The organism is Halorubrum sodomense, from assembly GCF_900111935.1.
GTDB classification, from domain to species: domain Archaea; phylum Halobacteriota; class Halobacteria; order Halobacteriales; family Haloferacaceae; genus Halorubrum; species Halorubrum sodomense.
In genome coordinates, this window is sequence record NZ_FOYN01000002.1 from 86,524 (window position 1) to 98,710 (window position 12,187).

Consider the following 12,187-nt stretch of genomic DNA (forward strand, 5'->3'; position numbering starts at 1 on the left):
ATTTCGGCTCTCGGATGCCGGCTCCCGGGGACCGGCGGGGTCGACGCGCGAGCGCGTCGTTCGTCCGCTCCGGTATCCTTTTGTGTTGACCCTGCGTGCGTGTGAGTGTCGAACGCCCCCGTCGGGAGCCGTGCGCGGCGAAACTTGGTAACTCTTATCCCGCTGGCGTATATATGTTCCTGTAGTATCTCGTGATAGCTTCTTTCAATAACCACCACCCATGGTAGACGTAAGCCAACACGAACTCGTCCCGGACCACGTGCTCCTCGACGCCGACGAGATCGAGGAAGTCCTGGCGGAGTACGACGTGAAGAAAACGAACTTACCGAAGATCAAACGCACGGATCCCGCGCTCTCCGACGAGGCCGAGGTCGGTGACGTGGTGAAAATCGTTCGAAACTCCCGCACGACCGACGAGGCGGTCGTCTATCGACTGGTCGTCTCATGAACAGGCAAGACCGACGCGTTGTCTCACGCGAGTACTTCTCGGACGAACGGCTCGCCGAACACCACTTCCGCTCGTTCAACAACTTCCTGGACCGCGGTATGCAGGAGGTCGTCGACGAGAAGGAGACGATCGAGACGGACATCGGCGACAAGGAGGGTCAGGAGCCCGTCTACGTCGAGCTCGGGGACGTGCGGATGGTCACCCCGCGCGTCCGCGAGGCCGACGGCTCCGAGGAGCTGCTCTACCCCCAGGAGGCGCGGCTCCGCAACATCACCTACTCGGCGCCCGTGTTCATGGAGATGTCCATCGTGCGCGGCGGCGAGGACGAGCCGGAACAGGTCGTCGACACGACCGAGACGAAGGTCGGCCGGATGCCGATCATGGTCGGCTCGAACAAGTGTAACATGGCGGGCTTCTCCGACGAGGAGCTCATCGACATCGGCGAGGACCCCGTCGACCCCGGCGGCTACTTCATCGTCAACGGCTCCGAGCGCGTGCTGATGACCTCGGAGGACCTGGCGCCGAACAAGATCCTCGCGGAGTACGACTCGAAGTACGGCGACGAGATCCAGGTCGCCAAGACGTTCTCCCAGCGCCGCGGGTACCGCGCGCTGGTGCTGTGCGAGCGCAACCGCGAGGGGCTGCTCGAAGTGTCGTTCCCCTCCGTCTCCGGCTCCATCGACTTCGTGACGCTCGTCCGGGCGCTCGGACTCGAATCCGACGAGGAGATCGTCCACCGCGTCTCGGACGACCCCGAGATCGTGAAGTTCATGCTGGAGAATCTGGAGGAGGCCGACGTCCAGACGACCGAGGAGGCCATCGAGACCCTCGGCGAGCGCGTCGCCTCCGGCCAGGGGAAGAACTACCAGCTCAAGCGGGCGAACTACGTCATCGACCGCTACCTCCTCCCGCACCTCCACGAGGAGGGCGTCGACGAGGAGGACGTCCGCATCAACAAGGCGTACTACCTCTGCCGGATGGCCGAGGCGTGCTTCGAGCTCGCCTTGGACCGCCGGGAGGCCGACGACAAGGACCACTACGCGAACAAGCGCCTGAAGGTCTCCGGCGACCTGATGCGCGACCTGTTCCGCACCGCGCTGAACAAGCTGGCGCGCGACGTGAAGTACCAGCTCGAGCGCGCGAACATGCGGAACCGGCAGCTCACCGTCAACACGGTCGTCCGCTCCGACGTGCTGACCGAGCGGCTCGAACACCCGATCGCGACGGGGAACTGGGTGGGCGGGCGCTCGGGCGTCTCCCAGCTCGTCGACCGGACGGACTACATGGGCGTGCTCTCGCACCTCCGGCGCCTGCGCTCGCCGCTGTCGCGGTCGCAGCCGCACTTCGAGGCGCGGGACCTCCACGCGACCCAGTGGGGTCGCATCTGTCCATCCGAGACGCCGGAGGGGCCGAACTGCGGGCTCGTGAAGAACTTCGCGCAGGCGATGGAGCTCTCACAGACCGTCGAGGACGAACAGGGGCTGAAACGAGAACTGGCGTCGATGGGTGTCGAGGGTATCCCCGGCATCGAGGGCGTCGAACGACAGACGGCGGACGACTGATCATGGCACAAGCAGAACGCGAAGCGAAGGTGTACGTCAACGGGAGCCTCGTGGGCACCCACGAGAACCCCGACGAGCTCGCCGAACAGATCCGCGAGGCGCGCCGCCGCGGCGACGTCTCGGAAATGGTGAACGTCTCGGTGAAAGACCGGACCCGAGAGGTCATCGTCAACGCGGACGCGGGGCGGGCGCGGCGCCCGCTCATCGTCGTCGAGAACGGCGAGCCGCTGCTGGGCGACGAGGAGATAGCGGCCGTCGAGCGCGGCGAGGTCGAGTTCGAGGACCTCGTCGAGCGCGGCTACGTCGAGTTCATCGACGCCGAGGAGGAGGAGGACATCCTCGTCGCCGTCGACGAGGAGGACGTGACCGAGGACCACACGCACCTCGAGATCGACCCGCAGCTCGTCTTCGGTATCGGCGCGGGGATGATCCCGTACCCCGAGCACAACGCGAGCCCCCGGATCACGATGGGCGCGGGGATGATGAAGCAGTCGCTCGGGCTCCCCTCCGCCAACTACCGGATCCGGCCCGACACGCGTCAGCACCTGCTGCACTACCCGCAGCTGGCGATGGTGAAGACGCAGACGTCCGACCAGATCAGCTTCGACAAGCGGCCGGCGGCGCAGAACTTCGTCGTCGCCGTGATGTCCTACGAGGGGTTCAACATCGAGGACGCGCTGGTGATGAACCAGGGCTCCGTCGACCGCGCGCTCACCCGCTCGCACTTCTTCCGGACCTACGAGGGCGAGGAGCGCCGGTACCCCGGCGGTCAGGAGGACCGCTTCGAGATTCCGGAACAGGACGTGCGCGGCGCCCGCGGCGAGGACGCGTACACCCATCTCGACGAGGACGGCCTCGTCAACCCCGAGACGAAGGTGGACGAGTCCTCGGTGCTTTTAGGAAAGACGAGCCCGCCGCGCTTCCTCGAGGAGCCCGACGACATGGGCGGGCTCTCCCCGCAGAAGCGCCGTGAGACCTCGGTGACGATGCGCTCGGGCGAGTCGGGCGTCGTCGACACCGTGACGCTGATGGAGGGCGAGGACGGCTCCAAGCTCTCGAAGGTGAAGGTGCGCGACCAGCGCGTCCCCGAGCTGGGCGACAAGTTCGCGTCCCGACACGGACAGAAGGGCGTCGTGGGCCACCTCGCGCCCCAGGAGGACATGCCCTTCACCGAGGAGGGCGTCGTCCCCGACCTCGTGATGAACCCGCACGCGCTGCCGTCGCGGATGACGGTCGGTCACGTGCTGGAGATGCTCGGGGGCAAGGTCGGCTCGCTCCGCGGCTCCCGGGTCGACGGCACGCCGTTCCAGGGCGAAGACGAGGAGGAGCTCCGCGACGGACTGGAGGACCACGGCTTCAAGTCCTCCGGCAAGGAGGTCATGTACTCCGGCGTCACCGGCGAGAAGATCGACGCCGAGATCTTCGTCGGGACGATCTTCTACCACAAGCTGTACCACATGGTGTCGAACAAGCTCCACGCCCGCTCGCGCGGGCCGGTCCAGGTGCTCACGCGCCAGCCGACCGAGGGGCGGGCCCGCGAGGGCGGGCTGCGCGTCGGGGAGATGGAGCGCGACACGATCATCGGCCACGGCGCGTCGATGGTGCTCAACGAGCGGCTGCTCGAGTCGTCCGACGCCGAGACGGTTCACGTCTCCGCGGAGACCGGGCTCGTCGCCGTCGAGGACCGCGAGCAGCGCCGCGTGTACGACCCGGTCACGGGCGACGAGGACGACATCCACGAGCTGGAGGTCAGCTACGCGTTCAAGCTGCTGCTCGACGAGATGATCGCCCTCGGCATCCGACCGAAACTCGAACTGGAGGACGCGATTTAGATGTCAATGCAAACACCGAAAGTGCTGGGCGGGATCGACTTCGGCCTCATGGACCCGGAGACGTACCGGGACATGTCCGCGACGAAGGTGATCACGGCCGACACGTACGACGACGACGGCTACCCGATCGACATGGGGCTGATGGACCCGCGACTGGGCGTCATCGACCCCGGTCTGGAGTGTCGGACCTGCGGCTCCCACTCCGGCTCCTGTAACGGCCACTTCGGCCACATCGAACTGGCCGCGCCCGTCATCCACGTGGGCTTCACGAAGCTCATCCGGCGGCTGCTCCGTTCGACGTGCCGCGAGTGCGGCCGGCTCGCCTTGGATGAGGCGCAGCGCGACGAGTTTCGAGACCGCTACGAGCGCGCGAAGGAGCTCGGCGACGACGAGCACGACGTGCTGAAGGCCGCCGTCCGGCAGGCCCGGAAGGCGTCGACCTGCCCGTTCTGCGGCGAGCCGCAGGCGGACATCAAACACGAGAAGCCGACCACCTACTACGAGGTCCAGGACGTGCTCTCGGGCGACTACTCCGAGCGAATCGCGGCCGCGATGCAGCCCGACGAGGAGGCGGACGACCCGGGCACGTCGCCACAGGAGCTCGCCGAGGAGACCGACATCGCCTTAGACCGGATCAACGAGATAATGGCCGGCGAGTTCCGCCCGCGCAAGGAGGACCGCCGCGCCATCGAGAAGGCGTTAGATGTCGACCTCACCGAAGAGGACATGAACAAGCTGATGCCCTCGGACATCCGCGACTGGTTCGAGGACATCCCGGACGAGGACCTCGAGGTCCTCGGCATCGACTCCGAGCACTCCCGCCCGGAGTGGATGATCATGACCGTGCTCCCCGTCCCGCCGGTCACCACGCGTCCCTCCATCACGCTCGATAACGGCCAGCGCTCCGAGGACGACCTCACGCACAAGCTGGTCGACATCATCCGGATCAACCAGCGGTTCATGGAGAACCGCGAGGCGGGCGCCCCGCAGCTGATCATCGAGGACCTCTGGGAGCTCCTCCAGTACCACGTCACCACGTTCGTGGACAACGAAATCAGCGGGACGCCCCCGGCGCGCCACCGCTCCGGTCGCCCCCTCAAGACCCTCAGCCAGCGGCTGAAGGGGAAGGAGGGGCGCTTCCGCGGCTCGCTTTCGGGGAAGCGCGTCAACTTCTCCGCCCGGACCGTTATCTCGCCGGACCCGACCCTGTCGCTGAACGAGGTCGGCGTCCCGGACCGGGTCGCCATGGAGATGACGCAGACGCTCAACGTCACCGAGCGCAACGTCGACGAGGCGCGTCAGTACGTCCGGAACGGCCCCGAGGCCCACCCCGGCGCGAACTACGTGCGTCGCCCCGACGGGCGCCGGCTGAAGGTGACCGAGAAGAACTGCGAGGAGCTCGCCGAGAAGGTCGAACCCGACTGGGAGGTGAACCGCCACCTCGTGGACGGCGACATCGTGATCTTCAACCGCCAGCCCTCGCTCCACCGGATGTCCATCATGGCCCACGAGGTCGTGGTGATGCCGTACAAGACGTTCCGGCTCAACACCGTCGTCTGTCCGCCGTACAACGCCGACTTCGACGGTGACGAGATGAACATGCACGCGCTACAAAACGAGGAGGCCCGCGCCGAGGCGCGCGTCCTCATGCGCGTCCAAGAGCAGATCCTCTCGCCCCGCTTCGGCGGGAACATCATCGGTGCGATTCAGGACCACATCTCCGGGACGTACCTGCTCACCCACTCGAATCCCGAGTTCTCGGAGACGCAGGCGCTGGACCTGCTCCGCGCCACGCGCGTGGACGAGCTGCCCGAGGCCGACGGCGTCGACGACGACGGCCGCGAGTTCTGGACCGGCCGGACGCTGTTCTCGGAGCTGCTCCCCGACGACCTCGACCTCTCGTTTACCTCCTCGGCCGGCGACAGCGTCGTCATCGAGGACGGCCAGCTGATAGAGGGGACCATCGACGAGGACGCGGTCGGCGCGTTCGGCGGCGAGGTGGTCGACACCCTCACCAAGGAGTACGGCGAGACCCGCGCCCGCGTGTTCATCAACGAGATCGCGTCGCTGGCGATGCGCGCGATCATGAACTTCGGGTTCTCGATCGGGATCGACGACGAGTCGATCCCGCCGGAGGCCGAAGAGCAGGTCGACGAGGCGATCGAGAGCGCCTACGACCGCGTCCAGGAGCTCATCGAGACGTACGAGGCCGGCGAGCTCGAGTCGCTGCCGGGCCGCGGCGTCGACGAGACGCTCGAGATGAAGATCATGCAGACGCTCGGGAAGGCCCGCGACTCGGCCGGGGAGATCGCCGACCAGCACTTCGGCGACGACAACCCGGCCGTCGTCATGGCCCGCTCCGGCGCACGCGGGTCGATGCTGAACCTCACGCAGATGGCCGGCTCCGTCGGCCAGCAGGCGGTCCGCGGCGAGCGGATCAACCGCGGCTACGAGGACCGGACGCTCTCCCACTACCGGCCGAACGACCTCTCCTCGGAGGCGCACGGCTTCGTGGAGAACTCCTACCGCGGCGGGCTCACGCCCCAGGAGTTCTTCTTCCACGCGATGGGCGGCCGCGAGGGGCTCGTCGACACGGCGGTCCGGACCTCCAAGTCCGGCTACCTCCAGCGGCGGCTCATCAACGCGCTCTCCGAGCTGGAGGCGCAGTACGACGGGACGGTCCGGGACACCTCGGGCCGCATCGTCCAGTTCGAGTTCGGCGAAGACGGCACCTCGCCCGTGAAAGTATCGTCCGGCGAGCAGGACGGGATCGACGTCGACGGTATCGTCGACCGCGTCGTCGACGCCGAGTTCGCCTCCGACGAGGAGAAGGAGCGGTTCCTCGGCGAGCGCGAGCCGCCGACGAACCTCTCCGAGCACGCCGGGCCGGGACTTAACAAGGCCGGCGGGCCGGGGGTGGAGTCCGATGACTGAGTTCGACGGCGTCACCGACGACATGGAGGCGGTCGTGGAGGCGACCGAGCTTCCGCGCCGACTCAAGACGAAGGTGTACGAGGCGATAGACCGGAAGGCCGAGGAGGCCGGCGGGGTCACCATCGAGCAGGCGACCGACATCGTCGAGGGCGTCGAGAACCGCTACGAGCAGACGCGGGTCGACCCCCTCGACCCGGTCGGAACGGTCTCGGCGCAGTCGATCGGCGAGCCCGGGACGCAGATGAGCGTCCCGTCCGACGAGCGCGTCGTGGTTCGGCGGAGCGGTACGACCGACGTCGTCGAGATCGGCCCGCTCGTCGACGAGGTACTGACGTCCCGCGAGTCCCGGTCGGTGGACGACCACGAGGTCGGGCTCGCGCCCGACGGGCTGGAGACGCTCAGCCTCGACGGCGACGAGGGCGTACGCTGGAAGCCCGTCGAAGAGGTCAGTCGCCACGACGCGCCGGACGAGCTGCTTCGGTTCGAACTCGAGTCCGGTCGGACGATCCGGGCAACGAAGGCCCACTCGTTCGTCACCCGGCGCGACAACGAGGTCGTCCCGGTCGCCGGCGACGACCTCGAAGCGGGTGACTGGCTCCCGGTCGTCGGCTCGTACGAGAGCGACGGCGACGACGAGGTCGACCTCCGGGAGTTCCTCCCGGCGACCGACTACTGGTACACGTCGACGCTCGCCGACGGCGGCGTCGACACCGCTCCGGTCGGGGCGGATCAGCTCCGCAACAAGCGCGACGCGCTCGACGCCGGAGACCTCGACGGGGAGACCGTCTATCCGACCGGCGGGACGGTCGGTCTCCCGGAACGATTCCCGCTCGACGCGGAGACGGGGTTCTTCGTCGGCGCGTGGCTCGCGGAGGGGTCGCTGACGGACCACTACGTGTCCGTCTCGAACGTCGACGAGACGTTCCAGGACCGCGTCCGAGCGTTCGCCGATCGGTTCGACCTCTCGGTGAACGAGTACGAGAACGACAGCGGGTTCGCTCGCGGCTACGACGTTCGCGTGAACGGGACGATCCTCGCCGACTTCCTGCGCGCCGCGTGTACGGAAGACGAGCAGAAGATCGTTCCCGGATTCGCGTACGGCGCGGACGACGAGTTCGCCCGGGGGCTGCTTAGTGGGTACTTCAGCGGCGACGGCAACGTCGCGGAAAGCGCGGTCCGTTCCAGTTCGACGAGCGACCGGCTCACCGCGGGAATCGCGCTGCTGCTCGCTCGGTTCGACGTGTACGCGACGCTCGGCGAACAGGACGCGTCGCGGACGCTCCGCGTGCCGAAGAAACACGTCCAGCGCTTCGCCGACCGGATCGGAATGGTCGGCGAGCGGGGAGACGAACTCGACGCTGCGGCCGCCGAGCTCGACGAGACGGGACCGGACGCCACCGATCAGGTTCCGAATTTCGGCGACGCGCTCCGCGAGGTCGCGTCCGACGCCGGCATTCCGAGCCGACAGGTGAACGCGGCGTCGAACCGCCAGCGGATCGGCCGCTCCCGGCTCCGACGGCTCGTTGACGAGGCGGAGGAGGCCGGCGTCGACTCGGAGGCGTTCGACGAACTCCGCCAGGCGGTCGCCGGCGACGTGGTGTGGGACCGCATCGAGTCGATCGAAGGCGTATCGACCGAACACGACCACGTGTACGACTTCTCGGTCGAGGGACTGGAGACGTTCACCACGGCGGAGGGCGTCGTGACACACAACACGATGAACACGTTCCACTACGCTGGCGTCGCAGAGATCGACGTCACGCAGGGGCTCCCCCGGCTCATCGAGCTGGTGGACGCTCGGAAGACGCCGGACACGCCGATGATGACGGTCCACCTCGACGGCGAGTACGCCACCGACCGCGAGAAGGCCCACGAGGTCGTCTGGTCGATCGAGGCCACGCGCATCCTCGCGCTCGGTGACGTGTCGACGAACGTCGCGGACATGCTGGTCCGGATCGACCTGAACGACGACACCCTCCTGGAGCGGTGGCCAACCCACTCCGACCCGACGGAGATCGCCGGGATCATCGCCGAGACGATCGAGGACGCGTTGGGCGTCGACGTCCGGCAGGCCGGCACCGTGATCGAGTTCGGCCCCAACGAGCCGAGCTACCGCGAACTGCTCCAGCTCGTCGAGCGGCTCCGGGAGATCGTGTTCAAGGGGATCGAAGAGATCGAGCGCGTCGTCATCCGTAAAGAGGAGATCGACGGCGACGAGGAGTTCGTCCTCTACACCGAGGGGTCGGCGTTCGGCGACACCCTCGACATCGAGGGGGTCGACGCCTCGCGGACGACGTGTAACAACATCCACGAGATCTACCGCAACCTCGGCGTCGAGGCGGCCCGCGAGACGATCATCGACGAGACGAAGAACACGCTCGAAGAGCAGGGGCTCGACGACGTGAACGTCCGTCACCTCATGCTCGTGGCCGACATCATGACGAACAACGGCGAGATCGAGTCGATCGGCCGGCACGGAATCTCCGGCAACAAGGACTCGGTGCTCGCTCGCGCGGCGTTCGAGGTGACGGTCAACCACCTGCTCGACGCCGCGATCCACGGCGAGTACGACGAGCTCGACGGCGTCATCGAGAACGTCATCGCCGGCAAGCCCATCTCGATGGGGACCGGCGACGTCGACCTCCGGATGGGGTCGCGCGTCGTGAGCGACGACTGATGTACGTCGAGCTCTCCGACGAGGCGCGGCGATACATCGGTCGGTTCGACGAGCTGACCGGCGTCGCGCCGACCGACTGCCTCGTGGAGGGCGACCGGCTCGTGTTCGTGGTGCCCGCCGGCGAGATGGCCGCCGCGATCGGGCAGGCCGGCGAGACCGTCGCGGAGGCCGAGCGCAAGCTCGACAAGTCGATCGAACTGGTCGAGGACGCCGACACCGCGGAGGCGTTCGTCGCGAGCGCGCTCGCGCCGGCGGCGGTCAACGCCGTCACCATCTCGGAGCAGAACGACCGCGTCGCGTACGTCGAGGTCCCGGAGGCGGACCGCGGCGTCGCCATCGGCGCGGACGGCGACAACATCGAGACCGCCCGCCGACTCGCGGAGCGGCACTACGACGTCGACGACGTCCAGCTAACCTGAGCCGGGAACCCGCGCCCTTTTCCCGACGCGCCAGCTCGCTCTCGCATGGACCGAAGACGCTTCCTCGCCGGAGTGGGAGTCGGAGCCGCGGTCGGCGCCGCAGGCTGCCTCGGCGGCGACGGGTCGGACCGACCGTTCCCCGACGCCGACTGGCGGGCGGCGGACGGCCTCGACGCGGCGACGCTCGCGGAGCGACACGCCGACGCGCTCGTCGACGCCGGGGGCGCCACGCTCTCCTCGACGGCGGCGACGAGCCACGACGGCGACGCGGAGCCGAGCCCGTGGCTCCCCTCACAGGAGTACGAGGCCGCCTACGACCTCGAAAACGGGCGCCAGTACGTGCGACAGGAGGTGACCGAGACCGACGAGCCGGACGTCTCGGAGCTGTACGTCGCCGACTGGACGGCGTTCATCCGCCGGCGCACCGCCGACGGGACGCGGTACGCCCGCCGGTCGACGGACCGGTCGGCGGCGGCGCTCGAGTCGGCGATGCGCTCGGAGGTGGCGACCGGGATCCGCGTCGAGGAGGAGACCGAGGGCGGCAAGACGGAGTACGAGGGGCTGAATCTGTGGAACCCGGCGAGCGACGGCGAGGGCGAGGTGCGCGGCGAGCCGACCGCCCGGTTCACCGCCGACGCCTTCGAGGGGGACCGGAACATCCCCGAGACCGTCGAGACGGCGTCGGCGACCGTTCACGTGTACGAGTCCGGCGTCGTGCCGCGGCTCGTCCAGTCGTGGGCGGGCGACCACGACGGGCAGTCGGCCACCGTCGACGTCGACATCGACTACCTGGACCTCGGCGCGACGGTGTCGGAGCCGGCGTGGGTCGAGACGGCGCGCGAGGAGACGAGCGGCTGACGCTCGAGGCGTCCGACGGGGATCGAACGACCGGCGCTCTCGTCGGCTTACCGGCTCAGCGGGAGCGAGCGTCCGTCGTTTTCGATCGCGCCTCCGCGTGAAACACTCTCAGATCCGTCGAGAGGTGCCGCTCGGGGGATCTGAGGCCGTTTCGCGACGGAGAAAGACGACGCTTAAGTAGCTCCGTTCGGAAGTAGGCGTACGATGGCGAACGGCAAGTACGCGGCCCGTAAGCTCAAAAAGGACCGGCAGAAGCGCCGCTGGTCCGACTCCGAGTACGCTCGGCGCGAGCGCGGGCTCAAAAAGAAGTCCGACCCCCTGGAGGGTGCCCCGCAGGCGCGCGGCATCGTCCTCGAGAAGGTCGGCATCGAGGCAAAGCAGCCGAACTCGGCGATCCGAAAGTGCGTCCGGGTTCAGCTCATCAAAAACGGGAAACAGGTCACCGCGTTCTGTCCCGGTGACGGCGCGATCTCCTTCATCGACGAGCACGACGAGGTCACGATCGCCGGGATCGGCGGCGCGAAGGGTCGCGCGATGGGCGACCTCTCCGGCGTCAACTACAAGGTCGAGAAGGTCAACGGCGTGTCGATGATCGAACTGGTTCGCGGCAACGCGGAGAAACCGGTCAGATGAGCGGCGAGGAGACCGAGGCGCCGTCCGAGGAGGACGTCGCCGCCGACGAGCCGGACCCTGACGCGCCCGCCTCCAGCGAGGCCGCCAACGAGAACGCCAAGCTGTTCGGCGTCTGGGACGTCACCGAGATCGCCTACGAGGACCCGTCGACGAAGCGCTACATGACCGTGACGCCCATCGCGCACACGATGGGCCGCCACGCGTCCAAGCAGTTCAAGAAGTCGGAGATCTCGCTGGTCGAACGCCTCATCAACCGTCTGATGCAGACGGACGAGAACACGGGGAAGAAACAGCAGGCGACCCGGATCGTCCGCGACGCGTTCGACATCGTCCACGAGCGGACCGAGGAGAACCCGGCGCAGATCCTCGTGACGGCCGTCGAGAACGCCGCGCCCCGCGAGGAGACCGTCCGCCTGAAGTACGGCGGCATCTCCGTCCCGAAGGCGGTCGACGTCGCCCCGCAGCGCCGCGTCGACCAGGCGCTGCTCTTCATTTCGGACGCCGTCGCCAGCGCGACGTACAAGTCGACGACCTCGGCCGCCGAGGCGCTCGCGAACGAGCTCGTCGCCGCGGCCGACTACGACGCCGAGGGCTCCTACTCCATCTCGCAGAAGGAGGAGCGCGAACGCGTCGCCGCCGCGGCCCGCTAACCCCGTCCCGACCGACGGTCGCTTTCTCTCTCCCCGAGAGCTTTTTCGCGACGCTCACCGACCGGTCCGTCCCGATCGGGTCGCCGTCGCGGGTCTCACCGCGAGCGGTGACCCCAGTCCCGTCGATACGGGTCGCTCGCGGCGGGAAAAAACGAAAAATCGGGGTCGATCGGT

At 67.9% G+C, this 12,187-nt stretch carries 9 protein-coding genes; all 9 read left to right on the forward strand.

The genetic code is table 11. The annotated features are described in order from the left end of the window. Positions 1 to 220: 220 nt before the first annotated feature. The 9 genes from BM286_RS05435 to BM286_RS05475 all read left to right on the forward strand — a co-directional run bounded on the left by BM286_RS05435 (position 221) and on the right by BM286_RS05475 (position 12,013). On the forward strand, positions 221 to 448 hold the full coding sequence (locus BM286_RS05435; RefSeq protein ID WP_092920576.1) for a DNA-directed RNA polymerase subunit H: 228 nt from the start codon (positions 221 to 223) through the stop codon (positions 446 to 448). Next, positions 445 to 2,010 (forward strand): DNA-directed RNA polymerase subunit B'', encoded by a 1,566-nt coding sequence (locus tag BM286_RS05440; RefSeq protein WP_004599096.1) that lies wholly within the window; start codon positions 445 to 447, stop codon positions 2,008 to 2,010. Before BM286_RS05435 ends, BM286_RS05440 begins: the two co-directional genes overlap by 4 nt. A gap of 2 nt (positions 2,011 to 2,012) precedes the next feature. Next, a complete protein-coding gene (gene rpoB / locus BM286_RS05445) occupies positions 2,013 to 3,842 on the forward strand; it encodes a DNA-directed RNA polymerase subunit B (RefSeq protein ID WP_092920577.1) in 1,830 nt (609 codons plus the stop codon). Between the two features lie 6 nt (positions 3,843 to 3,848). Beyond that, positions 3,849 to 6,776: a DNA-directed RNA polymerase subunit A' gene (locus tag BM286_RS05450; protein WP_092920578.1), complete on the forward strand. Its 2,928-nt coding sequence runs from the start codon at positions 3,849 to 3,851 to the stop codon at positions 6,774 to 6,776. Between the two features lie 22 nt (positions 6,777 to 6,798). After that, positions 6,799 to 9,453 carry a DNA-directed RNA polymerase subunit A'' gene (locus BM286_RS05455; RefSeq protein ID WP_245779337.1) on the forward strand — a complete coding sequence of 885 codons (2,655 nt, stop codon included), beginning with the start codon at positions 6,799 to 6,801 and terminating at the stop codon, positions 9,451 to 9,453. Next, the gene (locus BM286_RS05460) at positions 9,453 to 9,872 is read left to right on the forward strand and encodes a NusA-like transcription termination signal-binding factor (RefSeq protein WP_092920580.1); all 420 of its coding nucleotides are present in this window, start codon (positions 9,453 to 9,455) and stop codon (positions 9,870 to 9,872) included. Before BM286_RS05455 ends, BM286_RS05460 begins: the two co-directional genes overlap by 1 nt. A 45-nt stretch (positions 9,873 to 9,917) precedes the next feature. Beyond that, positions 9,918 to 10,730: a DUF7537 family lipoprotein gene (locus BM286_RS05465; protein WP_092920581.1), complete on the forward strand. Its 813-nt coding sequence runs from the start codon at positions 9,918 to 9,920 to the stop codon at positions 10,728 to 10,730. Between the two features lie 204 nt (positions 10,731 to 10,934). Continuing rightward, a complete protein-coding gene (locus BM286_RS05470) occupies positions 10,935 to 11,363 on the forward strand; it encodes a 30S ribosomal protein S12 (protein WP_004599087.1) in 429 nt (142 codons plus the stop codon). Then, a complete protein-coding gene (locus BM286_RS05475; RefSeq protein ID WP_092920582.1) occupies positions 11,360 to 12,013 on the forward strand; it encodes a 30S ribosomal protein S7 in 654 nt (217 codons plus the stop codon). The genes BM286_RS05470 and BM286_RS05475 overlap by 4 nt, the downstream gene beginning before the upstream one ends. The last annotated feature ends 174 nt before the right edge of the window (positions 12,014 to 12,187 follow it).

Excerpts from the sequence above, each read along its gene's own strand:
- BM286_RS05435 (WP_092920576.1), top strand. The coding sequence starts at position 221 with ATGGTAGACGTAAGCCAACACGAACTCGTCCCGGACCACGTGCTCCTC.
- BM286_RS05440 (WP_004599096.1), top strand. The coding sequence starts at position 445 with ATGAACAGGCAAGACCGACGCGTTGTCTCACGCGAGTACTTCTCGGAC.
- rpoB (WP_092920577.1), top strand. The coding sequence starts at position 2,013 with ATGGCACAAGCAGAACGCGAAGCGAAGGTGTACGTCAACGGGAGCCTC.
- BM286_RS05450 (WP_092920578.1), top strand. The coding sequence starts at position 3,849 with ATGCAAACACCGAAAGTGCTGGGCGGGATCGACTTCGGCCTCATGGAC.
- BM286_RS05455 (WP_245779337.1), top strand. The coding sequence starts at position 6,799 with ATGGAGGCGGTCGTGGAGGCGACCGAGCTTCCGCGCCGACTCAAGACG.
- BM286_RS05460 (WP_092920580.1), top strand. The coding sequence starts at position 9,453 with ATGTACGTCGAGCTCTCCGACGAGGCGCGGCGATACATCGGTCGGTTC.
- BM286_RS05465 (WP_092920581.1), top strand. The coding sequence starts at position 9,918 with ATGGACCGAAGACGCTTCCTCGCCGGAGTGGGAGTCGGAGCCGCGGTC.
- BM286_RS05470 (WP_004599087.1), top strand. The coding sequence starts at position 10,935 with ATGGCGAACGGCAAGTACGCGGCCCGTAAGCTCAAAAAGGACCGGCAG.
- BM286_RS05475 (WP_092920582.1), top strand. The coding sequence starts at position 11,360 with ATGAGCGGCGAGGAGACCGAGGCGCCGTCCGAGGAGGACGTCGCCGCC.